The sequence below is a fragment of the Haloferax sp. ATB1 genome, assembly GCF_000730175.1.
In genome coordinates this window covers 1-21,357 of record NZ_JPES01000105.1, presented here as the reverse complement: position 1 = coordinate 21,357, position 21,357 = coordinate 1, and the positions used below count along the sequence as shown (strand labels likewise).

Here is a 21,357-nt window from a genome sequence, read left to right as displayed (position 1 = left end):
ATCCTCTGATTTATGTAAACGCGCCGATAGAATTGGTGTATGTCCGATGACTTGGAGAAACGACTAAGCAAAATCGAAAACCGGCTAGATAAACTGGAACGAATCGTGCAACCAAGGGGTGGACATGGTTCCATAGAGAACCGCCTTGGCGAATTGGAACAAACAGTATCTGGCAGCAGAGGGTTGGAAAGGCGACTACAAGAAATCGAGAGGTCACTCGACCGACTGAAGAGGCCGTAGCAGGACCAGTAGGAACGAAGCGACGTCGAAATTTTTTCACCCGGGCAAGCCGCGCCGAATAGGCGCGGTAACCTCCGTTTCATCTTAAGTCTGAGGCAACGAAGACTCCAGTAATCTTGGTGTGTGACTCCATAGACACACCAATGACCCTCGGTTAACCAAATTGCTTCACAGCGTCATTGTTCTATCGAACAAATGCTGCTTCCAACTTCTCGTACATCCGTCTTCTCCGAGCTTGCCTCTCTTGCTCCCTCGACAGATAATTCCGAAGCACAACCTCCGTCGACGAACTCCCCTGGTCTTCAGCAACCCCCTCCAGTCCCTCAAGAACTTCACCAACAGCCTCCTGATATGCCGAGTACCAGAATCGTCGCCCCATCTTCGGAGTTGGCGTATCCCCATCGACAACGACATCAGAAGTATCAGCAAGCTGTTTGAACCGACGACGTATCGTACTAACTGACACGTGGCCCGTCGATGACGACCGAGACGGGAACAGATACCCGTTCCACGTCTCACGGTCAGATAGCGCATCAATCCGTTCAGCGACGACGTCGACGCCATACAACAGCGTCACCTCTCCAGGACCGTTCTTCCGCTCTCCGTCACCGAACGACAGATGCGGGTCCTCTGCATCCAAAACCACCTGGTCGACGTGTAACGCGGCAACCTCCGAGGGGCGTAACCCCCACCCAGCAAGCGCAACGACGAGCAACTCTGCTTCGGGTGAATCCACTTCGCAATAGATTCGACGCACCTGCGATGCCGACAATGCCTGTGGGTCCGGTTCACTGGCTTCCCACCCGAACTCTTCGCCAGCCTCGGCGAGTGGGTTGTACTTCGCGTACTTTCGGCGTTTCACGAACGCATACCATGCCCTAGCGACGTGCAGGTACTCGAGCTTCGACCGGTCAGTCGATAGCTCCTCGTCGAACACGTCGAGGACGGCGAGACAGCGTTCTATCTCTCGTGGTTGCTGGTCCAACTCGGACAGCGGTTCGAGCAACGCATCAGTCCCGTGCAACTCGCGATACGTCCGAACCCACTTCGCCAGTCGCGTCCGGTGGGTCTCGACGGTACTCTCTGCCCGTCCACCACGGGTTTGTATCGAGTTGAGATACACTTCTAGAGCGTTGACAGTATCTTCGTCATCGACGTTCCACTCCCACTCCACAGATTCCTCGTCTTCGAGGCCGACGACGTCGACGAAGAACTGCTTGGGCGTCAGGTCGTGATGCTTGCGCAGCGCGTACGCGATACCACTGTATCCGTGTTCGGTGAGCCAGTTGTAGGTCGGGACGTCTCGGTCTTCGTCGAACCCATCGCGATATCGCTTCGGTGCGATGTCTTGCCAGTAGATGTCGACGAGTTCGTCGAGGTCCATACGCGACCAGTTGTAGCGACGCTTTCTCGTCTCGTTCTCTGAAGCCGTCTCTTCAGCGTCTAAACCCTGGGAGTCGGACTGCTGATTCATGCCTGCTCACCGGGGAGTAACCCTCTCACTTCGTGTTGGGGTGATTCTGAATGTGAGATTTTCATTACTCACTGACTTTCTCCCATTTAGTTAATACTTTGGCTTGTGCAGGAGTGGGTCATACACAACGCCAGTTAGTAATGTGGTGCCGTTTTCTAACTATCGTGCGTATATTGCATAACGCTATACAAAATTATCAAAAAGCCGCCCCGAAATCCGGGAGGTGGTACCAGACAATTCTCCCTCACCACTAACCCACGTATCAACACGTTCTGGTCTTTGGGTTCGGGTGTCAGAGCCCTCTGGGATTCAGGAGGTGATCAGTGCTCGTGGCCGAGCGCTTTGTTGGCCATCTCGTTCAGTTCCTTGAGCTTGTTCTGGACCTCCTCGGGCTTGTCCGACGGCATGTTCTCTAACGCGGGTTGACCGTGTGCCTCCGGTTCGCCGACGATTACCGTTGCAATCATACCGAGTGCTTCGTGGGGAGTGCAGTAGTAGTGGTAGACGCCCTCCGTTTCGAAGGTGTGTTCGAAGGTTGCACCTTCCTCCGACAGGATACCGCTATCCCACGATGCCGCTCCGTCGGGGACGAGTTGTGGCTGGTCGTTGTCTGGGTGGTACGCCGTCGTCGAGTGCGTTCCACTCTCGTTGTGGAACGTGACCGTCCCACCGACGTTCACGCGCACAACGTGGGGCTCGAAGTGATACCCGTTGTCGGTGGTTACCATCTTCACCTCGGCCGTGTCAGTCGGCGCACCGACCGATTCGTCGTGTCCGTGCCCTTCATCGCCGTGGCCATCCTCTTGGTCGCTGTGACCTTCTTCTTCGTCACCGTGTCCGCTCTCGCTATCGTCGTGGCTCTCCTCTGCTGCTTCGGTCTCAGTCTGCGGTTCATCGGCTGCTTGCGCCTGGTTCTGTCCGTCGCTCGCTGGTGCTCCCGCACAGCCAGCAAGTCCGATGGCTGCCGCACTACCAGTCAACTGAAGCATCCGTCGGCGGGTGAGATTGTCTTCGGACATGGTCTTGGTCTCCTTACAGATGAGAATTTGACGCCGAAGAGTATAGTACGGAAAGGAGATTTGCTGGGTCAGCAAACCGGCGTTCTTTTTTATACCCCTCACTCGAAAGATGGGTTGTGAACGAGGAGCGAGACAGTCAAGAGATCTTCGCCATCCTCGATGATGATTATGCACGCGCAATTCTCGAAGCGACACGCCGCAAACAACTATCTGCAAAAGCACTCAGTGAAGAGTGTGGGATGTCCGTCTCGACGGTCTCCAGACGAGTCAACACGCTACTGGAGCACGACTTGCTCGTCGAACGAACACACATCGACCCGGATGGACACCACTACAGTGAGTACGAAGCACAACTCGAAGGAGTCGACGTCAGGCTCCTCGAAACCGGATTCGACGTTAAAATCAACCTTCGTGAAGACGCCGCCGACCGCTTTACCCGTATCTGGGACGAAATGAGGAAAAGATAATAATGCACATCGAACTCGTCATTGCGAAGCTCATCACGATGCTCCTCGGATTCTCGATCGCCTATCAGGCCTACCGGGGCTACCGCCGGAATGACAGTCAACCGATGTTCTACGTCGCAGTTGGCTTCGTCTTCATCAGTTTCGGTGCCGTCATCGAGGGCATTCTCTTCGACGTACTCGGCCTCTCGCTCTTCGATGCGGGGACTGTGGCGACGATAATCGTCGCAATCGGAATGTTGAGTGTACTCTACGCGCTATATGGCGGTAATCACAGGGAGACACGAGGGTAGCCCGATGGTCGATACGATTACCGCAGTGCTGGTTGGTGTCCGGTTGATTGTACTCTCACTGGGCGTCTTGATAACGTTCTACAGCTACCAAGCGTACAAAAACACCCGTACGTACTATCTCCGAAACTCTACAATCGGATTCGGTATCATCACTGTCGGCGTGTTTATCGAAGGCGTGCTCTTCGAATTCGGTGGGTTCGATATCGTCGTCGTTCACCTCATCGAATCGATAGGCATCGGTCTCGGATTCCTGGTTCTTCTCATCTCCCTTCGCCGGTAGCCTCGGTTGACTTCACGGTTCAGTCGATAACTCACCCCTTCGTTGTATCGAGTCCGTGTTCCGTGTACCATCTAGGCTCAGGCCACTGGAACCCACCCTCACGGTAGACGTCGAACACGTTGCGTTCGATGTCGTCTCGAATTATCTCCGCCGTCGACTCGTCGAGACTCACGAAGTGGCAGAGTGGGTGCCCCGGGTACGCAACCGCATTTTCGAGGACGCCGACGACGAGACCAGTCGACGGCGCACGAACCACTTCGACGTCGTCTTTGAAGTGGTCAGAGATGGTGAACAGCGGGTCTCCCTCCTCGACGAGTGGGTGCGGACCCCACTCCATCTCGACCAGTCCAGCAGTATCGGCGCGGAGCCAACTTTTCTCTCCATCACGGGCGACCACACGCGTCCACCCGGGCCACGAGACAGGCCGGTCGGGGAGAACCCCGTGTTCGGCGAGGATGCTCGCGACACAGTGGAGTGCTCGGTCGAGGTGTGCCGTCTGGAATCGATGTGCTCGTCCCATCTCTACCGTGACGGTCGGGATACCGGCCCTGCACGCGGTCCGCCTGAGTGTTCCAATCGACCCTTCTCCGTCGAGGATGACGCTCGTCCCGAACGCTCGGGCGACCCGCTCGACGGACGGGTCGCGCATATCGGCGCGGACGTGGTACATCGTGGCCCGATTCCGCGTCGACGTGTGGAAGTCGAGGCCGAGGTCACACTTCCTGATGAACTCCTCGTAAATCGTGTTCGCGAGTCGTTTGGCCATCGTACTACGCGAATCCCCGGGAAACGACCGATTGAGGTCCTCGTCGTAGATAGGTACGTATCGTTGCTGGGCGAGAAAGCCCGGGACGTTCAATACGTGTAGACAGACGAGCGCCCCGTGAATCTCGTCGGGGGTGTACTGATTCGCCACTTCTTGGACAATTTTGACGCCGTTGAGTTCGTCGCCGTGAACAGCGGCAGTGAGAAAGACTCGCGGGCCAGTCGATTCACCGTTAATGATGGTGACTGGAATCTCGAGGGAGTCACCGTGATAGGTCTCACTGCACGCGAATCGAAAGGTCCGTTTCTCTCCGGCCTCGATGGTTCGTCCACCGATGGTAATTGCATCTGTGGTCATCGTGACCTCGTCATAGTGTGCGAGAGGCCGATTCGTTTCGGCTCGTGTCCCTCCCCACGTTCCGTGGTCGTCCGGCAGGTCGACCCGTATCCCCCAACTATCAGGGCGTTCATACCGAGAGGTCGACCCCCCGTAGTCGTCGTGCGTTTATCGCGACGATGATGGTCGACAGGGACATGAACACGGCCCCAACTGCCGGTGAGAGGAGGATACCGATGGGTGCCAACACGCCGGCGGCGAGTGGGAGGGCGAAAACGTTGTACCCCGTTGCCCAGACGAGATTTTCCTGCATCTTTCGGTAACTCGCCTTCGAGAGGCGGATGAGTCGGACCACGTCGAGTGGGTTGTTGTCGACCAAGATGATGTCTCCCGACTCGATGGCGACGTCAGTTCCCGACCCAATCGCGATGCCGACGTCGGCCCGAGTCAGTGCCGGGGCGTCGTTGACACCGTCTCCGACCATTGCGACCAGCTTACCCTCGGACTGGAGCTGTTCGACTTTCGTATCTTTCTCCTCGGGGAGGACTTCGGCGAAGTACTGGTCGATACCGAGTTCGTCGGCGACAGCCTTCGCGACGTCTTCAGAGTCGCCAGTGAGCATCGCCACCTCGATACCCATCTCGTGCAACGCATCGATGGCTTGGCGACTCTCCTCGCGGATGACGTCTGCGAGCGCGAACGCAGCGACGATTTCGGACTCGTCTCGGATGAGGTAGATGACTGTTTGAGCGTTCGACCCCGCCTCGTCGGCGAAGGAGATGATCTCGTTGGACCGGTCGATTCCGAGTTTTTCGATCAGGTTTGGCCCACCGAGGTGGACCGTGTCGCCGTCGACGATGGCCCGGACACCGAGGCCACGCAGGTTCTCGAAGTTCGAGACACTCGTACGCTGGACATCGTGTTCCTCGGCGGCAGTCCGAATCGCCCGTGCAATCATGTGTTCTGAGTCGGCTTCGACACCGGCGGCAATTTCGAGCGCTCGCTCTTCGTCCCAGTCGGCTGCCGTCTCGATACCCACGACGCCCTGTTCGCCCTTCGTGAGCGTCCCGGTCTTGTCGAACATCACCGTATCGAGGTTTCGAGCCTCCTCCATCGCGATACGGTCGCGGATGAGCATCCCGTTCTGAGCAGCGGTGGAGGTGTTGATAGCGACGACGAGCGGGACTGCAAGGCCAAGCGCGTGCGGGCAGGCGATGACGAGGACCGTGACGACGCGTTCGAGGACGCCGATGTTGAATCCGATCGCGACGACCCACGCGATGGCCGTAATCGCTGCGACGCCGAGAGCGATGTAGAACAGCCATCCCGCCGCACGGTCGGCGAGCAATTGCGTGCGGGACTTCGACTTCTGGGCCTCGTCGACCAGGCGCATGATTCCCGCGAGGGTCGTCTCGTCGCCGGTCTTCGTCACCCGGACGCGGAGACTGCGTCCTGGTTAACCGTCCCCGCGACGACCTCCGACCCGGGGTCCTTGTCGACGGGCCGGGACTCGCCCGTAATCATCGACTCGTCGACCGACGACTCACCCTCGGCGACCTCGCCGTCGGCGGGAACCGAGGCACCGGGACGAACGAGCACGACGTCACCTTCGGAGAGTTCGGAGACGGGAACTTCTTCGGTATCCCCACTGTCGGTGACGCGCTCGGCGGTGTCGGGCATCAGTTTCGCTAGCTCGTCGAGGGCTCCGGAGGCCTGCCTGACCGAACGCATCTCCATCCAGTGGCCCAAGAGCATGATGTCGATAAGCGTGACGAGTTCCCAGAAGAAGGGCGTCGTCCCTTCGAGGAACAGGCTGGCGATGGAATAGACGAAGGCGACGGTGATCGCCAGCGAGATGAGCATCATCATCCCCGGTTCGCGGTTTTCCAGTTCTGTGCGAGCCATCGAGAGGAAGGGAAGCCCACCGTACGCGAAGATCACGACCGAGAGGACGGGTGTAATCCAGACGCTCCCGGGGAAGGTCGGTGCCGTATAGCCGAAGACGCCCTGGATGAACTCACTGAAGAAGATAACTGGAATCGAGAGAACGAGCGACACCCAGAACCGGCGGCGGAACATCTGTTCGTGTCCCGTATGGTCTGTGTGTGCCGTGTGGTCCTCGTGGCCGCCTCCGTGAGCATGTTCTTCGTGCCCACCTTCGTGGGCGTGTGTCTCGTGGTTCGGTTCGTCAGGCGGCCGGTGAGCGTGTTCACCCGTGGGGGGGTCGTGAGAGTTCGCTGCACCGTGGTCGTGGTGCGAGTTGGCCTCGGTTTGCCCCTCGCCCGCTGTGGGGTGGTCCGGACTGTGGTCTTCGTGGTCCGGTGAGTCGTCGTGGTTTGGATGATCGTTCATTGATTGTGTTACTATTTGTCACGCGCTCACATGAATCCAGCCAGCCTGATATTCGACGCGAGAAACTCGGGAGGAGGAACTCGTGAGAGTGTGGACGAGTCGTCTGTTCGTTCGATGCAACTACCGCTTGATTCAGGCGTGAGCGGTGTACCCTGCGTCTTTGACTGCCTGAACGAGAGTGTCGACGTCGGCGTCACCATCGACACTCGCTTCGTTAGCGTCGCGGTCAGCAGTCGCACCGGTCACGCCGGCCACGCCAGTGAGCGCTTCTTCGACGGTCTGTTCGCAGTGTCCGCAGCTCATTCCTTCGACGGTGATGGTTGTCGACATGTAGTAGTACATTTGTTCGCAACTCTTATGCAAATTTCCCCTTCGATTCGAACCATCCGGCATCATGATTTCTTTGAATCGAAATTAGAATCGGCTAATTGGTTTCACATATTTGAACACGTGACGTCCATCGCCGAGGCGCTTGTTCGTGGGTTGTACGACTCGTCCACACGTCAACCCTCGACAATTTTTCGTGGGGCTGTCCCCCGCCACGTCACCCGGCGTTCTCGGCTTCGTTTTGAGTGGGAGCTACTCCGTCGGTCTGGACGCTTCCCATCGGGGAGATTCGAGACGCTTCTTGAAGAACAGGAGCTCCTTGTTCGTATGGTCGTAGAGTTTGGCCTTTCCGTCGAGGGCAGTCGTGAACAGCCACTTCAAGGCGCGTCCACGACGATTGTTAGGGAAGTCCATCCAGACGGCGTGTGACATCCGAGTTCCGCCGTCTGTTTCTTCGAGTCGGATGGTGCCACCCTCTGGGATTCGAACGGTGACGAGTCCCCGAAGGAACGGGTAGTACGCCGTGCCCGTCCAGACGGCCACGTCCGGGTGGTCGATGTAGGCGAAGCGACCGTGTAGGTCGGCGAACATTCCCGCAACCTCTTCGGCCTGGTGGAACGTCGCGCCCTCCTGCGGACGATTGTCGGGCGTGTCGTATTCGAGTCCGTAGTGTTCCTCGGGGTTCGACGCCGTCCAGTGGACGGGGTCGGTTACGTACTCCCAGATATCTTCAGGCGATGCTTCGATAGCGATTTCCGCGCTGTCGGTGACGTACATGGGGTCCACCTACCGTAAAATACGCCCTATGGAATTTTGGCACTTTCTGGCTCGAATCGAAAGAATTTGACTCCGTATTTCTTCGATTGGACTGTCTCAATACGCTTCGACGTGTCCCGTATTTAATTCATAACGAGAAACAGAGTGCTGTTTCATCACACTGTTTCAATTCTAGGTGTCGTACGAGTGTGAAGTCGGCTGTTGCGGAGAAGTACGGTCGAGAGTGCGAAGAACACGACTAACGAGAGGTTGTATGCGGTGACGATGAGGAAGATGCGAGCCTCGAGCGGGGCGATGTAGGCCACTGCACCGGTCACTCCTTGGATGAAAAGCGGGTTCGCCAGTGCGAACCAGCGAGGGTAGTGTGTCTCCCTGAATGCTATCGCAACGAAGATAAGGCCGAGTGCAACGACCAACCCGGCCACCATGAGTACTGCCAGCAGTTCGAAAACGAGCGCAAACCGGTCGAGCATCGTCCGCATCGTCTGTTCCCCCGCGGGTGGAACAGTATCGGCTGCCTGTATCCCGAACGTGATGAACGCGAACGTGCTGTGGAAAACCGTCCCGATGATGTACGTAAAAACACCGACGAACCACGCCGTTCGCGAGAGGAGCCAGCCCGCAGGTCGAATCGCCTGGTACACCTGCCAGAGTCCGAAGAGCCCGAGTGGAATACCGAGAATTGCCAGATAGTGTCCGAAGACGACTTGAGAGGGCGGTTTCGACGCCAGAAACAGTGAGAGATTTTGCAGCGATAACACCGAGAACGCGGTCGTGACGTTTGCGGCTCCCTCCAGTGAATACCCGGAGGCGAGGTCGGCAACGACGCCGAGTGCGTTTCCGACGACACCGAGGAGTCCGGCGAGTAGAATCTTGTTTCGGTCGACGTAGGAGCGTATCGAGCTACTAGAGTGCTCCGTGTTGGTGAGTTCAGTCATTGGGTATTCCACCTGACTAGAAATACGGTCCACTGTTCTTTCACGGTATCTGGTTAGATTCGAAGGCCAAGGAGTGTGAACACAGAAAGTCACGGACAGAATCGAGAGTTCGTGGAGAAGCATGCACGAAAGCGCCAGTCTCGAACGGGACCCAGTTGTCGACCGCGGAATGGACTTTTGAAAGCGAAATTTCGAGTAGGAATTTCCTCACCATCGTAAGAACAATCGACAAAGCGGATGGCTGTGATAGTCTAGATATGCAAGCTACGCTCGTCGAAGGAGTCCTCGAGTCGCTACGCATCGGTGTCGGTTTCCTCTGGACTGCCGCGTGGGCCATCATCATGGGACTGACGATTACGAGCCTCGTCCAAGTCTACGTCTCGAAGGAGCGGATGGCAAACGTCCTCGGAGACGAGAACCTGAGTGGCCTCACGAAAGCCACAGTGTTCGGTGCCGCAAGTAGCGGGTGTAGCTTCGGTGCGGTCGCTATCGGGAAAGGGCTGTTCAAGAAGGGTGCGCACGCGGTGAACGTCCTCGCGTTCATGTTCGCCTCGACGAATCTCATCGTCGAACTCGGCCTGATGATTCTCATCCTTCTCGGCTGGGAGTTCCTCGTCGCAGAACTCCTCGGTGGTGTCATCCTCATCGCCGTGATGGCGCTGCTCGTCCACTTCACGCTCCCCGAGAACCTCTTCGACGAAGTTCGACAGGAACTGAATCAGCGCGACCACAACCACGGTATCACCGAAGACCCGACCTGCGGGATGGAAGGCAAAGACGAGTATTCGCTGACGACCGACGGTGGCGAGACGCTGAAGTTCTGTTCGGAGGGCTGCATGGAGACCTACCAGCAGGAAGCCGCCAGCAGCGGAGGGTGGCGCGACGAACTACTCTCGTGGGGGGGCTGGTACAAAGTGGGCAACCAATACCGCAAGGAATGGTCGATGATATGGAAGGACGTCGTTGCGGGCTTTCTGATTTCGGGATTCGTCATCGTGTTCGTCCCTCAGTGGGTGTGGAACGCGCTATTCCTCCAGGGTGATGGACTGCTAGTGAGCGCCGAGAACGCGATTATGGGTGTCGCCATCGCAGTCATCAGCTTCGTCGGAAGCATGGGGAACGTCCCGTTCGCCGTCGCGCTGTGGGGTGGGGGTATCAGCTTCGCTGGCGTCATCGCGTTCGTCTACGCCGACCTCATCACGATACCCGTCCTGAACGTCTACCGCAAATACTACGGCTGGAAGGTGATGCTGTACATCCTCGGCATCTTCTTCGTGACGATGGCGTTCACCGGCTTCCTCATGGAGGAGTTGTTCAACACCCTCGGTATCGTCCCGAACTTGGCAGGTGGCCAGACCGCGAGCGAACAGACGTACTTCGAACTCAACTACACGTTCTACCTCAACGTCACCGCGTTCGCCCTCTCGGGGTTCCTCCTCATTGTCTACAGGCGTGGACTCGGTGCCCCCGGACAGTACCGTGACCCGGTCTGTGGGATGCGGACCGACGACAGCGGACCGAGTCTCTCACACGACGGTGAGACGTACCACTTCTGCTCTAAGCGGTGCAAACAGGCGTTCGAAAAACGGCCATCCGAATTTTCACACGTCCAACCAACTATTGCAGCAGGTGAGCGAGGTCAGAGTCACGACCACCACTGACCACCGTCACCCACGAATCGAGTCGGACGAACTCGATTATAGCTCGATGAACACATCTCCAATTTCTCCACTCTCGAAGCTGTAGATAGTGAACGGCTCTGTCTGCTCACCGGGCATTCCCGGTGACCCAGACGGCATGCCGGGTAACGCGATACCCGAAACCGACTGCTGTTCGAGTGCTGTTGCGATAGCTTCGACAGGGACGTGTCCTTCGACGACGAGGTCGTCGAGAACCAGCGTGTGACAGCTGAGAAGTTCGTCGGGAACACCATACTGCTGTTTGATACTCTCGATATCACTCGGGTAACGCTCACCGAGTTCGATATCGAGGTACTGCCGTAGGTATGTCGCGTACTCACCACAGCAACTGCACCCCGGCGAGCTGAATTGCGTTGCCGTCGTGACTGCGAGTGTATCCTCGAATGATGGCTGTTCACCTTCGGACTCCAAACATCCAGTTACACCGACGATTGCAGTACCCCCGAACGTGCTGAGGAACCGACGTCGGGTCCAGCGTGAGACCATACTGAACACTGACCACGGAGTGATATATCAACGACTCGTTGTTCTCACGTTTCGAGACACTGTGCGATGTCGATTCGAAGGGAGACACAGGGTGAACAGCAGGCAAAACCCATCGATACCGCTAGCGTTCATTTATATGCGTTCGACTTTCAAACCAGAAGTAGAGTATTCGGTACGTAGGTGTCTCTAGACTGCCGAAGGGGCGTACTTGTTCCAGATATCGAGGGATTTCACATTTGAATAGGGAGAAATGAGTGGAACAAACTCGCATGATAGAATCATATTACACCCATACATCTGTAAAGTCAAAGTCCGACACAATATAATGAGTGATATCCGTCATGGTACTCTCGAACGTGACACCTCTGTCATCGTCGATTCTAGAACATCCATGGGGCAAATTCGAATGGAATGCCATTCACATAGTTCTCTGCGAAAGGCACGAACATTGCTTGACACCACTGAAGATTCGAGTCCCAACGAGGCCGCCCCGTCTCGTCGACCTGTTCTGGTAGTTATTCCATTGGGTGTTACAGACCGGGCCCTATATTCACCACATGAGACAGACCAAAATACGTACGACGATGGAAGTCGGATAGACACTCATGAGGATACATTCGCGTCGATGGAGGAAACGGACATGAATCGACGTCAAACAGATACCGTCGTCGGAATCGCCCTCGTGTCTCTCTTGGCAGTGGGAGGGCTACTTAGCTGGCAAGCGTACCAGCAACAGCAGTCGTTCGACCAGATGATGGGTTCGATGATGGGGACGTCGATGACAGGTGTCCACGGAACGAGTCCCCTGTGGTACGTCCTCGGGACCCTCGTCGTTACGGGCGCACTCGGGGGGATATATTTCAGCCTCCGTGACTCGCTAGTCGAACCCTCCAGTGAAAGCCAATCAACAGGAGAGGGTCCGGTGCCGGAGAACGTGGAAGAGACGAGTTCCGAAGATACTGAACCGCAATCACCAGCGGAGGGCGACAACCCATCTCCTCGTCGAGAACCCATCCTCGACGTCTTACCGGAGGACGAACGACGGATTCTCGAACCAGTCCTCTCGTCGCCGGGAATCACGCAGATCGAACTCCGGGACCGGTCTGATTTCTCGAAGAGCAAAGTGAGCCAGACAGTGAGCGAGCTGGAGAAACGAGGGTTGCTGTACCGTGAGCGACAGGGCCGAACGTATCGAGTGTACCCGAGTGATGACCTTCTACAACGGCCGACGTGATTCGTTTGTTACCAATTGGCAAACCACTATGTGTCCCGGCCACATCTTTCGATATATGTGCAATCGGCACGTCCCACATCTGATTGCCGAATACGAAGCGTCGAAACGAGACGATGCCGACGTTGACGCACTCGACGACGAAGAGGCACAACCAAGCACAGATTCTCCAGCAGTCGAACGAAAACGTCTGTTCGCTTCACTCGTTGCGCGACTCACGTCCGGTGTAGTTGACGGCGAGTAGTCGATTCAGCAGGAGTCTCAATTCATTATCGACGAATTCGACGGTGGTCGAGTCTGTTCAGAACGGTGGTGCCTCGTCTCCGGTAGAAAACGGAGCGACCGACGTGTTTTGCTGTGCAACCCACGAGAGTCGGAGCACGAACGAAAACAGGACTGCGAGTGGAGCGAACCCGACAGCCGCTGCGACGATTGTCAGTGGGAGTTTCATCACTTGCCGAACCGGAGCGAGCGTGTGTTCGAGCTGTTTGAGGATTGTATCGAGTGTCATTCGTGACGACGTGATGTGACAACGGCAGCATCGGTTGCGGCACTACTCGACGATACGCGGGGAGACGAAGTTCGACATCACACGTTCGGGGCTGCTCTGTTAATGGGATTGTGGCTGAGATTCCAAACCTCGGCGGTGCCACGCGGACCATCGACTCTCGACTTGGGGGCAAGTACCGAACGTCTCGAATTCGCTGGCGATGAACGATACTGTGAACAAGAAACGGTTAGATTGCTCTATAGGCGTTCTCGAACGTTCTCCTGAGTCAGTTCACACCCATTCCGATAACTCCTGAGCACTCCTACGAGTAACCGAGGAGAAAAACAATGACTACCTTCAACACCAGAACTTGGCTACTCGTGGTGCTCGCAATCGTCGGACTCGCGGTTGCAGCACCCGTAGTCAGTGCACATGGCAACGACACGGCTGCTGACGACGCACCCCCGTACAACGGCACCGCCACTGAGTGGACCGCGTGGATGGAGTCGCACATGAACGACCACATGGGTCCCGGTGCTGTCGAGTGGATGGAATCGCACATGGGCGTGACTGTCGAGGAGATGGGTGAGGACATGGCCGACGACGGACGAATGGGCGGATACGGCCCAATGCGTGGATACGGGGGAATGGGTGGCGCGGGTCACTGCTAACGACTCCTTCTAGCCCCCTCTCGTGTTAGAGAAGGCAGAACACAGTTCAAAGAGAGAACTCGACGGACAGGTATTGTAATTGAGTCGAAATACACTACAAAAGTCTGTCGGAGGATTGCTACCCCGGAAATACGACTTCCCTGTATTTATCCGTGGGGAGCACATTTAATGTTGTAGAGAAAACCCAATATTGATGCCACACTGGCAGTCGGAATGACTTCCACATCGAGTGCGGTCTCAACCAAGCTCACGGAGAACACACAATGACGTACACCATCACCACGACAGTTGACGCACAGTTCGACGACGTCCTCGACGCAGTCGAAACCGAGTTGCAGAACGAAGGGTTCGGCATCCTCGCCGATATCGACGTACAGGCAACGCTCAAGAAGAAACTCGACGTCGAGACCGAACAGTACCGGATTCTCGGGGCCTGCAACCCGCCACTCGCGCACGAAGGACTCACGAAAGAACCGGACCTCGGTGCCTTGCTCCCGTGCAATGTCGTCGTCTACGAGAACGATGACGGTGACGTGGTCGTGAGCGCCGTCGACCCCGAACAACTCGTCGGTATCACCGAAAACCCGAACTTGGACGATATCACGGTCGAAGTCAAGGGTCGATTCGAGGACGTCCTCTCGGCCGTCGAAGACCGGTTCGCATCTGGAGGTGGCGACTGATGGCAGAAGCGAGTCGGATGAACACGACGACGATTATCCTCCTCGTCGTCGCAGCACTCGTCGTGATTCCGCTTCTCACGATGGGTGGCGGAATGATGGGCGGTGGCTTCGGAATGTTCGGCGGTGGGATGTTCCTCTGGCCACTCCTGCTGATCGGACTCGGCGTGCTGGTCTTCTATGGACTCAGCGACCGAGACGAATCGACGTCGTCCGATTCCGCGCTCGAAACGCTTCGGGCACGATACGCTCGCGGCGAAATCACGGACGAAGAGTTCGAGGAACGAAAACAGACACTCGAATCGAAGGACCGCTAACGCGGAACACCACTCACGACACTACCTAGCACCATGACAAAACCCACGGATTCACCATCCCACCGGCTCTTCGCAGCCATATACGACCCGGTGACCAAGCCTGCAGAACGCACGCTCCTTCGAGAACACCGTGAGTACCTTACGGAAGACTTGCACGGTGCAGTCCTCGATATCGGTGCAGGGACTGGTGCGATGTTCCCGTATTTCGAGCGGGCACAGACACGTGACTCAGAGCTCGTCGTCCACGCCGTCGAACCCGACCCGCACATGCGTCGACGAGCGGTACAGAAAGCGAAAGATGTCGGCCTCGACGTCGAGATTCGTTCCGACGGTGCCCAGTCGCTGTCGTACGATGACGATTCGTTCGACGTCGTCGTCGGTTCGCTCGTGTTCTGTACTATCCCAGATGTCGATGCAGCACTCGGGGAGATTGCCCGCGTGCTCAAACCGGGTGGAGAGCTTCGGTTCTTGGAACACGTTCACGCAGATGGGTGGGTCGGATCGGTTCAGAACGCCGTAAACCCTGTCTGGCGACGCGGGGCCGCTGAGTGTCACCTCAATCGGGATACTAGAGCGACCTTCGAAAGCGAGGACCGATTCGAGATGCGAGAAATCGACGAGTTGGCTATCGGTGTCCCGCCAGTCAAACCGTTCATCTGCGGCACCCTCGTCGCCCGCACCCGGTCACAAAACCGGTGGCTCGGTGTGCTAGACGACGTCCCAGAGATACTCGGGTCGGTGGTTCGATGAAATGGACGTCCACGTCGGCCTCGATATCGAAATTCGACTCGGCCGGAAACCTTCGATAGTGAATCGGAGTCAAATAACGACCAAGACCATACACAAGACCATGACTGAAGTCATCCTCTTCACGCAGGAAACGTGTGGGGCGTGTGCCACACAGAGAGAAAAGAACGAGGGTATCGAAGACGAATTCCCGGACGTAGAGTTTCGGGAGGTCGATATCCAGAACGACCTCGAGACGGCCGAAGAGTACGGCGTCCGGAAGACACCCACGACGCTCATCTATGCGGGCGACGAACGGGTGGAGAAGTTCATCGGTATCGTCGAACGTGACGAACTCGAAGAGGCCATTCGCACGGCGTCGAGCGAGCGGTCAGGGTTGGCCCAGCGACTCTACGACTACGTTCGCGGGTAACCACAATCAGCGACTATATCATCATGAAAACGACGAGAAGACAGTTCCTGGGACTGCTCGGCACGAGTGCCACCGCGACAGCAGGCCTCTCACAGACAGCAACAGCACAGCAGACGCCCGTCGTGAAGATGGGCAACAACTACTTCGACCCGATTGGGTTGTTCATCGAACCCGGGACCACCGTCCGGTTCGAGATAGCGGCCGGTGCCCACTCAGCGACGACCTACGACGAGCGGATTCCATCTGAGGCGAGTCCATTCGACAGCGAGATTATCTCAGAGGGTGGCTACGAGTACACCTTCGAGACACCGGGGACGTACGATTACTACTGTATCCCACACAAGTCCCTCGGCATGGTCGGACGAATCGTCGTTGGTCAACCAGGCGGTCCCGCCGAAGAGACCCAAATCCCGGATGGGAACGTTCCTTCAAGCGACGAAATCGTCCAGCAGGGTGCTATCCCATACGGCTCTGGTTCTGACTCGGAGAGCACGAGTGGTGGGTGGATGATGGGTCCAGGAATGGGTCCGGGAATGATGGCCGGCGGTTCACGAGGAGGCTGGTTCTCCGGACTGTCGCTCCTTGGTGGAGCACTCGGTACGCTCGGAGTCCTAGGTGGTGCGCTCTACTGGGCGTTCAATCGGTCAGCAACAGGCCCGCAATCAGACGACTCGGCGATGGCTGTCCTCCGTGAGCGGTACGCTCGAGGCGAACTCGACGAGGAAGAGTTCCAACAGCGACGCCAGCGATTGAGAGACGAATCGGAGAGGTAATCCAAGAGAGCCACGTCACGTTGGGTGCAGCCAGTGGTTCGGTTTAATACGCCAGCAAACCAATTTATTTGCGAATTTCGATGTCCAGCGAAAACAGATCAGATGGCCTGTTGAGGGTCATCCTCGTTGTGATAGCTGCAGTCGTCCTGTTACCCATGTTGATGATGGTGTTTGCCGTCCCGATGATGGCGATGATGGGATGGTGGTGGGGCGGCGGTATCGCCGGCGGTCTCTCTCCACTGTGGGGAATCGGATGATGCTCCTGTGGCTCGTCGTCCTCGTCGGTGGCGGCTACTTCCTCTATCGCGGCCTCATCGGTGGTGTGGGGTCGTCGCTGACCGGTGACAGGGCACTCGAGGAACTACGGATGGCGTACGCCCGTGGCAACCTCTCTGACGAGGAGTTTGAAGAACGTCGTGCGAACCTCAGCCGAGAGGAGTACCAATAGCACCATCATGTCTCCAACGTACGGGAATTTTTGCTCGCACTCGGGGGCCGGTCTCATGAGTCTCGTTAAATCGTATTCCCCGCGTCCTTAGTCAGTCCACACGACGCCAGCACGGCCACTGACGACGAACCCCTACAAGGGAACGGAATCCAATCGGTCTGTCTGTATGAACTCACAGATGACGACCACATGAGTTCAGGTAGCGTCGAGTGGATTGTATCCCACATGGCGAGGCCATTCACGAGATGGGCCAAGACTGGCCGAAAACAGCCATATGACTGGCTACGGCACTGCTGACATCAACTATGCCAGTTAAGTCTGAACAGTCGCAGTAACGACAGTCCGTCTGCCCCGGTTTTCGGATATCGGCACTACGCCATTAATAATGTATTATATTCCCAATAGTGGGCACGGTGAAATCACAGACGAAGACAAGTACAATCGAATCATGAAATCCATACTCAAAATCACGATTTCGGTCAAAATAAACCCACTGTCGTCGGAACCCCTCTGTTCACCAGAGCGAGCGAACGGTTGCCGTACACTGATGCAATGGAGTTAGTGACGGCATGATGAATGTTATGAGTGGACTTGGCGGGCTGGGACTGTTCAGCGGAGGATGTTCCTCTGGTCACTCCTCCTCGTCGGTTCCATTCTGGCCTCATCTACAGCACCGGTTGGGAGTTGTGAGCGGACAGGATAGCCAGACAGGACTCTGACTGAACTCCGAGAAGGATACGCGTGTGGAGAACTCTGCAACGACGAAGAATTCGAAGCTCGAAAGACGTCGAACAGACAGTGACCATCCACCCGTTCACAGCACCACATTATCGGATCGGAAGTTGGCCGTCTCACTAATCTACTGCCCTGAGAATGTGATAGCAACCACGAGGAATCATATCAGTGGAAAGAGAGATTGCTGGAACTGTAAATGAGATCGTTCGATTAGCTTCAGAACGCTTCAGTAATGTTTAAATGTAACAATATTAAGCCAAATTTAAGTACGTAATTTATCGAACTGATTGGGGAGTATCTACTCTAAGGCGGCCGAAGATTCTCCACCACTGACTCTGTTGATATCTCCCAAATGTGTATTAATAGTCCTGGACAGACGAGCTCGAGTTAGGCGAGCTTTTTGAATACGACCTAATTCTCCTCCCCGACTTCGCTCTGGATAGCACAATTCCGAATAACCGCTGCTATCCGAACTTTACACCCCATCGTTTCCGAAGAAAACAGATCAGAGTGCAGATGACTCGCCATCAGATTTTATCTAAGCTCGAAATCGTCTTTGAGAAGGCCCGCACACATCCACTCTCAGAGGATGTGTCGACACACAATTTCAGAGGATGGACTAGTTCCGTACCAATCATCTTGTAGCAGTAGAGTCAGAAGGAGAGTTTGAGAAGAGATGCCTTACTTTGAGGTATCTTCGAGGAGCTGTCGAGCGTACCGGTAGATCGGCGCACCGAGCCAATCACGTCCTTCTGCCATTGCCTCGAAGGTGACTCTTGCTTCCTCCTCGCTGAGGGCATCGCGCTTGACCAGCGCCCGGAGAACGATCGGAGATAGCGCAACTTCTGCACTCACTAGTTTTCGAAGTTCAGGAAGAGCTCTGTAGTCGTCGGTAATCAAGAACGCTGCATCCACCTCACGGACTGCAGCTACGCAGCTGGTTTCACCATCGTCGATTCGGCTCGTCACAAACTCACCACCAGCGACAGCAACAACGGTGAACTCGTCGGCCGTATCGAGGACGGCAGTGGCGGCTTTGCCATGGCGGTCATCGTACTCAGCAGTTCTTTGGAGTTCCTCAAGAACTGCCTCTGTGGTTGCGACGTCAAACTCGGTGACGAAGACGTCGAGAACTTCGCCGACTGAAAGAGAGATGAATGCGCTCGTGTCTACAACGAGCATTTAGAGGTCTGCGAGTTTGTCTGCGAGTTCTTCACCACGATCAAGTACCTCTTTCGAAGCGCGGACGGCTTCGGCATCCTGTCGCCCGATAATCTCGGCAAGTTTCTCGAACTCGATGTGGTTATTCAGATACAGTTCGACAACAGCCTCACGGAAACTCTCATCAGACTCTTTCTCTTCGAGATACTGTCGGAGTGCTTCGATGAGAATCTCCGTTTCGGTTTTTGTGAGTGACTTCGGCAGCGATGTCCGCGTGTGCTACTAACTCTTCGGGCAGTCGGAAGTTAACCCGTTTCGTGCTCATGTACATACAATGTATGTACGTATTCAAAACTTTGTCGGCCTGCTCGTCGCTTGGTTACCCTCGCAAAACCCCCTCAGATATCGTCAGAAGATTTGGAGTCCAGTTCTATAAGGAGCGAAACAGAGTTGACAGTTCTCACCATGCCCGCTGCTATCCGAATAAGCGCTGATGCTGCTGTCCAATACATTCAATACATCTTAGTACATTTGATAGACTATGCCATCAGCGCGGATCGCTTCGAGACCATTGACGACGGGAATGGCAACCCAAAACCGGGGACAAACGCCTACAAACTCCTCTCGTTCTTAGCTCAGAATGCTGACCAAGCGTTCACCCAAAGCGAGATTGCCGAGCGGACGTCCGTCAAGCCCGGCTCGGTTGGCCCGACTCTCGTCAGGCTCAGAGAACGAGGTCGCGTTGAGCATCGAGGTACGTACTGGCGCGTGAGTGACCACGTCTTGAGCCTTGACGCTGCAGCCAACCATGCCGCTGCCACGGCAGCGAGTCGCGAAGAAGAACCATTTGAGTACGACGAATGGCAAGAACACGCCGTTGACCCACGACAACAGCGTGACTGACACCAACCGCTTCCAGAAGGGCGACGTATTCTGGGCACCGGATCCATTTCGTCGCGGGTCAAATCCGCGCCTCTGGGTCGTTCTTGCTGCAGACTTGCTCCCGTATCCTGGCGAGGAGTATTTGTGTGCAGCTCTCACAACCAGTAATCTCCCGCGAAACTTCGAAGTTGGAGATGAGTGGGTGAGTGGCAGAGACCCGACCAAGACCTCGTATTGCTCTCCATGGGTCGTCGCGACAATCAAACATGATGCCGTTGTCAATCCACAAGGACAAGTGACCGGGTCATTCGCCGACGAAATGATCGCAGAGTGCAAGCAGTATCTCGGCCCCCAGTAGTCTGCCTAAGTGAACATTCACCTACGTGCTTCACACAACGTCTGGTAGTGCGTCCGAATTGTTTGAGTTGAGGTATCACTCACTGTTGCAACACGCGCCTGCGTGAGCGGCCAGTCCCGCTCAGCCGCCGCAGTGTACACACACGCTGCCGCGACTGCATGCGGATTCGCGCCCCGATGAGCCCACTCATCACTCGATGCCTCAGCTAACGACCGTGCTCGTCGTCGAATCTGGTCCGTCACATCAAGCGCATCCGCCACTCGCGGAACGAACTCGACTGGTGTGACGGGCTTCGCAGGCAGCCCGAGTTCTGTATTGAGTGCGTTGTACGCTGACCGGACGCGCGAGTCAGCCACCCGTGCGAGTGGGACAAGTTCAGCGAGCGTTCGCGAGAGTCCTGCACATCGACAGGCCGCATGGACGCTCGCAGCCGCGACTGCTTCAATCGACCGCCCCGGCAGCAGGTCCGCCTGTTGAGCGGACCGGAAACATCGGCATGCTTGGTCACGAAAGCTGTTTGGGAGGTCAAGCGCGCCGGCAAGCCGCCGGACTTCGTCCAACCCGTGAGCCAACCGTCGCTCACGACTCGATTGATAGCGACTCCGACTGTGCTGGGTGCGGAGCCGGGAGAGTTGCTGTCGTCGCTCACCCGGAATCGCTGTCCCGTTCGCATCGACGTGTCGACCGATTTCGGTCGCGAGGCCATGGTCGTGCCGCGTCGGCGTTCGCGGCGCGCCCACTCGCTTGCGCTCCTCGCGCTCGAATGATCGCCACTCCGGGCCGCGGTCGATGCCGTGGCCGTCGATGATGAGCCCACAGGAGTCGCACCGTCGCTCGCCAGCGTCCGTAATGACCTGCCCGCCACATTCTGGACAGGAGGCGTTCCCACAGGATTTCCCGCACGATTCGTCGAACTGTCGCTCGTAGACATCTCGTGTCGCCATCTCGAACACCGCGCGACGCATCTCGCTGCGCCCCGCACCCTTCAGGGGCCAAAAAACGC

25 protein-coding genes and 2 pseudogenes are annotated in these 21,357 nt (G+C 56.5%); 15 read left to right on the top strand and 12 right to left on the bottom strand.

Annotated elements, in window-relative coordinates; translation table 11 throughout:
- Nucleotides 1-424: 424 nt before the first annotated feature.
- Nucleotides 425-1,624, bottom strand: coding sequence for a tyrosine-type recombinase/integrase (locus tag ATB1_RS17430; RefSeq protein ID WP_042665981.1), 1,200 nt, complete (start codon nucleotides 1,622-1,624; stop codon nucleotides 425-427).
- Between the two features lie 410 nt (nucleotides 1,625-2,034).
- Nucleotides 2,035-2,733 carry a plastocyanin/azurin family copper-binding protein gene (locus tag ATB1_RS17425; RefSeq protein ID WP_042665970.1) on the bottom strand — a complete coding sequence of 233 codons (699 nt, stop codon included), beginning with the start codon at nucleotides 2,731-2,733 and terminating at the stop codon, nucleotides 2,035-2,037.
- Between the two features lie 116 nt (nucleotides 2,734-2,849).
- Between ATB1_RS17425 and ATB1_RS17420 the strand changes: the two genes are divergently transcribed.
- Genes ATB1_RS17420 through ATB1_RS17410 form a run of 3 tightly spaced genes read left to right on the top strand, consistent with a single transcriptional unit; the run spans nucleotide 2,850 to nucleotide 3,770 of the window.
- Entirely contained in the window at nucleotides 2,850-3,200 is a 351-nt protein-coding gene (locus ATB1_RS17420) for a helix-turn-helix domain-containing protein (RefSeq protein WP_042665968.1), read from the top strand.
- A gap of 2 nt (nucleotides 3,201-3,202) precedes the next feature.
- Complete coding sequence (locus ATB1_RS17415; RefSeq protein ID WP_042665964.1) at nucleotides 3,203-3,490, top strand: hypothetical protein; 288 nt, start codon at nucleotides 3,203-3,205, stop codon at nucleotides 3,488-3,490.
- Nucleotides 3,491-3,494: 4 nt separating this feature from the next.
- Nucleotides 3,495-3,770 carry a hypothetical protein gene (locus ATB1_RS17410; RefSeq protein ID WP_042665962.1) on the top strand — a complete coding sequence of 92 codons (276 nt, stop codon included), beginning with the start codon at nucleotides 3,495-3,497 and terminating at the stop codon, nucleotides 3,768-3,770.
- A gap of 31 nt (nucleotides 3,771-3,801) precedes the next feature.
- On the opposite strand, the gene ATB1_RS17405 is transcribed toward ATB1_RS17410, so the two are convergent.
- The 5 genes and pseudogenes from ATB1_RS17405 to ATB1_RS17385 form a co-directional block, all read right to left on the bottom strand.
- The gene (locus ATB1_RS17405; protein WP_052368109.1) at nucleotides 3,802-4,893 is read right to left on the bottom strand and encodes a succinylglutamate desuccinylase/aspartoacylase family protein; all 1,092 of its coding nucleotides are present in this window, start codon (nucleotides 4,891-4,893) and stop codon (nucleotides 3,802-3,804) included.
- A gap of 109 nt (nucleotides 4,894-5,002) precedes the next feature.
- Nucleotides 5,003-6,951 (bottom strand): annotated as a pseudogene (locus tag ATB1_RS17400) (heavy metal translocating P-type ATPase).
- Nucleotides 6,952-7,356: 405 nt separating this feature from the next.
- Complete coding sequence (locus ATB1_RS17395; protein ID WP_042665978.1) at nucleotides 7,357-7,554, bottom strand: heavy-metal-associated domain-containing protein; 198 nt, start codon at nucleotides 7,552-7,554, stop codon at nucleotides 7,357-7,359.
- Nucleotides 7,555-7,803: 249 nt separating this feature from the next.
- Nucleotides 7,804-8,328 (bottom strand): SRPBCC family protein, encoded by a 525-nt coding sequence (locus tag ATB1_RS17390; RefSeq protein WP_042665959.1) that lies wholly within the window; start codon nucleotides 8,326-8,328, stop codon nucleotides 7,804-7,806.
- A gap of 155 nt (nucleotides 8,329-8,483) precedes the next feature.
- Entirely contained in the window at nucleotides 8,484-9,266 is a 783-nt protein-coding gene (locus tag ATB1_RS17385) for a DUF6796 family protein (protein WP_042665956.1), read from the bottom strand.
- Nucleotides 9,267-9,523: 257 nt separating this feature from the next.
- On the opposite strand from ATB1_RS17385, the gene ATB1_RS17380 reads away from it, so the two are divergent.
- Nucleotides 9,524-10,927, top strand: a complete 1,404-nt coding sequence (locus ATB1_RS17380) for a permease (protein ID WP_042665954.1) — start codon at nucleotides 9,524-9,526, stop codon at nucleotides 10,925-10,927.
- Between the two features lie 36 nt (nucleotides 10,928-10,963).
- Here the strand turns inward: ATB1_RS17380 and ATB1_RS17375 are convergent, their stop codons facing one another.
- Nucleotides 10,964-11,452, bottom strand: coding sequence for a DUF411 domain-containing protein (locus tag ATB1_RS17375; RefSeq protein WP_042665952.1), 489 nt, complete (start codon nucleotides 11,450-11,452; stop codon nucleotides 10,964-10,966).
- A 640-nt stretch (nucleotides 11,453-12,092) separates the two neighbouring features.
- Between ATB1_RS17375 and ATB1_RS17370 the strand changes: the two genes are divergently transcribed.
- A complete protein-coding gene (locus ATB1_RS17370) occupies nucleotides 12,093-12,686 on the top strand; it encodes a MarR family transcriptional regulator (protein WP_042665976.1) in 594 nt (197 codons plus the stop codon).
- 298 nt (nucleotides 12,687-12,984) lie between these two features.
- On the opposite strand, the gene ATB1_RS17360 is transcribed toward ATB1_RS17370, so the two are convergent.
- Nucleotides 12,985-13,194, bottom strand: coding sequence for a hypothetical protein (locus ATB1_RS17360; RefSeq protein ID WP_042665947.1), 210 nt, complete (start codon nucleotides 13,192-13,194; stop codon nucleotides 12,985-12,987).
- A 326-nt stretch (nucleotides 13,195-13,520) separates the two neighbouring features.
- On the opposite strand from ATB1_RS17360, the gene ATB1_RS17355 reads away from it, so the two are divergent.
- The 8 genes from ATB1_RS17355 (at nucleotide 13,521) to ATB1_RS23565 (ending at nucleotide 17,218) form a co-directional block, all read left to right on the top strand.
- Nucleotides 13,521-13,844: a hypothetical protein gene (locus ATB1_RS17355; protein ID WP_042665944.1), complete on the top strand. Its 324-nt coding sequence runs from the start codon at nucleotides 13,521-13,523 to the stop codon at nucleotides 13,842-13,844.
- Between the two features lie 263 nt (nucleotides 13,845-14,107).
- Nucleotides 14,108-14,524 carry a DUF302 domain-containing protein gene (locus tag ATB1_RS17350; protein ID WP_042665942.1) on the top strand — a complete coding sequence of 139 codons (417 nt, stop codon included), beginning with the start codon at nucleotides 14,108-14,110 and terminating at the stop codon, nucleotides 14,522-14,524.
- Nucleotides 14,524-14,838 carry an SHOCT domain-containing protein gene (locus ATB1_RS17345; protein WP_042665940.1) on the top strand — a complete coding sequence of 105 codons (315 nt, stop codon included), beginning with the start codon at nucleotides 14,524-14,526 and terminating at the stop codon, nucleotides 14,836-14,838. Before ATB1_RS17350 ends, ATB1_RS17345 begins: the two co-directional genes overlap by 1 nt.
- Before the next feature lie 33 nt (nucleotides 14,839-14,871).
- Complete coding sequence (locus tag ATB1_RS17340) at nucleotides 14,872-15,588, top strand: class I SAM-dependent methyltransferase (RefSeq protein WP_052368107.1); 717 nt, start codon at nucleotides 14,872-14,874, stop codon at nucleotides 15,586-15,588.
- Nucleotides 15,589-15,688: 100 nt separating this feature from the next.
- Complete coding sequence (locus tag ATB1_RS17335) at nucleotides 15,689-15,997, top strand: thioredoxin family protein (protein ID WP_042665973.1); 309 nt, start codon at nucleotides 15,689-15,691, stop codon at nucleotides 15,995-15,997.
- Nucleotides 15,998-16,020: 23 nt separating this feature from the next.
- The gene (locus ATB1_RS17330) at nucleotides 16,021-16,770 is read left to right on the top strand and encodes a plastocyanin/azurin family copper-binding protein (protein WP_082256477.1); all 750 of its coding nucleotides are present in this window, start codon (nucleotides 16,021-16,023) and stop codon (nucleotides 16,768-16,770) included.
- 80 nt (nucleotides 16,771-16,850) lie between these two features.
- Nucleotides 16,851-17,027, top strand: coding sequence for a hypothetical protein (locus tag ATB1_RS23570; protein WP_241768332.1), 177 nt, complete (start codon nucleotides 16,851-16,853; stop codon nucleotides 17,025-17,027).
- Nucleotides 17,027-17,218 (top strand): SHOCT domain-containing protein, encoded by a 192-nt coding sequence (locus ATB1_RS23565; protein WP_241768331.1) that lies wholly within the window; start codon nucleotides 17,027-17,029, stop codon nucleotides 17,216-17,218. Before ATB1_RS23570 ends, ATB1_RS23565 begins: the two co-directional genes overlap by 1 nt.
- A gap of 1,416 nt (nucleotides 17,219-18,634) precedes the next feature.
- Here ATB1_RS23565 and ATB1_RS17320 read toward each other — a convergent pair.
- Together ATB1_RS17320 and ATB1_RS24455 are read right to left on the bottom strand one after the other, a co-directional pair.
- Nucleotides 18,635-19,135: a PIN domain-containing protein gene (locus ATB1_RS17320; RefSeq protein WP_042665935.1), complete on the bottom strand. Its 501-nt coding sequence runs from the start codon at nucleotides 19,133-19,135 to the stop codon at nucleotides 18,635-18,637.
- A pseudogene (locus ATB1_RS24455) lies at nucleotides 19,136-19,445 on the bottom strand (ribbon-helix-helix protein, CopG family).
- A gap of 215 nt (nucleotides 19,446-19,660) precedes the next feature.
- Here ATB1_RS24455 and ATB1_RS17315 point away from each other — a divergent pair.
- Nucleotides 19,661-20,017 carry a hypothetical protein gene (locus ATB1_RS17315; protein WP_042665972.1) on the top strand — a complete coding sequence of 119 codons (357 nt, stop codon included), beginning with the start codon at nucleotides 19,661-19,663 and terminating at the stop codon, nucleotides 20,015-20,017.
- Nucleotides 20,010-20,354, top strand: a complete 345-nt coding sequence (locus ATB1_RS24450) for a hypothetical protein (protein ID WP_004062144.1) — start codon at nucleotides 20,010-20,012, stop codon at nucleotides 20,352-20,354. Before ATB1_RS17315 ends, ATB1_RS24450 begins: the two co-directional genes overlap by 8 nt.
- A gap of 17 nt (nucleotides 20,355-20,371) precedes the next feature.
- On the opposite strand, the gene ATB1_RS21155 is transcribed toward ATB1_RS24450, so the two are convergent.
- Complete coding sequence (locus tag ATB1_RS21155; RefSeq protein WP_042665971.1) at nucleotides 20,372-21,298, bottom strand: transcription initiation factor IIB family protein; 927 nt, start codon at nucleotides 21,296-21,298, stop codon at nucleotides 20,372-20,374.
- Nucleotides 21,299-21,357: the final 59 nt, after the last annotated feature.

Excerpts from the sequence above, each read along its gene's own strand:
- ATB1_RS17390 (WP_042665959.1), bottom strand. The coding sequence starts at position 8,328 with ATGTACGTCACCGACAGCGCGGAAATCGCTATCGAAGCATCGCCTGAA.
- ATB1_RS17385 (WP_042665956.1), bottom strand. The coding sequence starts at position 9,266 with ATGACTGAACTCACCAACACGGAGCACTCTAGTAGCTCGATACGCTCC.
- ATB1_RS17345 (WP_042665940.1), top strand. The coding sequence starts at position 14,524 with ATGGCAGAAGCGAGTCGGATGAACACGACGACGATTATCCTCCTCGTC.
- ATB1_RS17380 (WP_042665954.1), top strand. The coding sequence starts at position 9,524 with ATGCAAGCTACGCTCGTCGAAGGAGTCCTCGAGTCGCTACGCATCGGT.
- ATB1_RS21155 (WP_042665971.1), bottom strand. The coding sequence starts at position 21,298 with ATGGCGACACGAGATGTCTACGAGCGACAGTTCGACGAATCGTGCGGG.
- ATB1_RS17405 (WP_052368109.1), bottom strand. The coding sequence starts at position 4,893 with ATGACCACAGATGCAATTACCATCGGTGGACGAACCATCGAGGCCGGA.
- ATB1_RS17370 (WP_042665976.1), top strand. The coding sequence starts at position 12,093 with ATGAATCGACGTCAAACAGATACCGTCGTCGGAATCGCCCTCGTGTCT.
- ATB1_RS17335 (WP_042665973.1), top strand. The coding sequence starts at position 15,689 with ATGACTGAAGTCATCCTCTTCACGCAGGAAACGTGTGGGGCGTGTGCC.
- ATB1_RS23570 (WP_241768332.1), top strand. The coding sequence starts at position 16,851 with ATGTCCAGCGAAAACAGATCAGATGGCCTGTTGAGGGTCATCCTCGTT.
- ATB1_RS17415 (WP_042665964.1), top strand. The coding sequence starts at position 3,203 with ATGCACATCGAACTCGTCATTGCGAAGCTCATCACGATGCTCCTCGGA.
- ATB1_RS17320 (WP_042665935.1), bottom strand. The coding sequence starts at position 19,135 with ATGCTCGTTGTAGACACGAGCGCATTCATCTCTCTTTCAGTCGGCGAA.
- ATB1_RS17340 (WP_052368107.1), top strand. The coding sequence starts at position 14,872 with ATGACAAAACCCACGGATTCACCATCCCACCGGCTCTTCGCAGCCATA.
- ATB1_RS17410 (WP_042665962.1), top strand. The coding sequence starts at position 3,495 with ATGGTCGATACGATTACCGCAGTGCTGGTTGGTGTCCGGTTGATTGTA.
- ATB1_RS17430 (WP_042665981.1), bottom strand. The coding sequence starts at position 1,624 with ATGGACCTCGACGAACTCGTCGACATCTACTGGCAAGACATCGCACCG.
- ATB1_RS17360 (WP_042665947.1), bottom strand. The coding sequence starts at position 13,194 with ATGACACTCGATACAATCCTCAAACAGCTCGAACACACGCTCGCTCCG.
- ATB1_RS17350 (WP_042665942.1), top strand. The coding sequence starts at position 14,108 with ATGACGTACACCATCACCACGACAGTTGACGCACAGTTCGACGACGTC.
- ATB1_RS17330 (WP_082256477.1), top strand. The coding sequence starts at position 16,021 with ATGAAAACGACGAGAAGACAGTTCCTGGGACTGCTCGGCACGAGTGCC.
- ATB1_RS17395 (WP_042665978.1), bottom strand. The coding sequence starts at position 7,554 with ATGTCGACAACCATCACCGTCGAAGGAATGAGCTGCGGACACTGCGAA.
- ATB1_RS17355 (WP_042665944.1), top strand. The coding sequence starts at position 13,521 with ATGACTACCTTCAACACCAGAACTTGGCTACTCGTGGTGCTCGCAATC.
- ATB1_RS17375 (WP_042665952.1), bottom strand. The coding sequence starts at position 11,452 with ATGGTCTCACGCTGGACCCGACGTCGGTTCCTCAGCACGTTCGGGGGT.
- ATB1_RS17425 (WP_042665970.1), bottom strand. The coding sequence starts at position 2,733 with ATGTCCGAAGACAATCTCACCCGCCGACGGATGCTTCAGTTGACTGGT.
- ATB1_RS23565 (WP_241768331.1), top strand. The coding sequence starts at position 17,027 with ATGCTCCTGTGGCTCGTCGTCCTCGTCGGTGGCGGCTACTTCCTCTAT.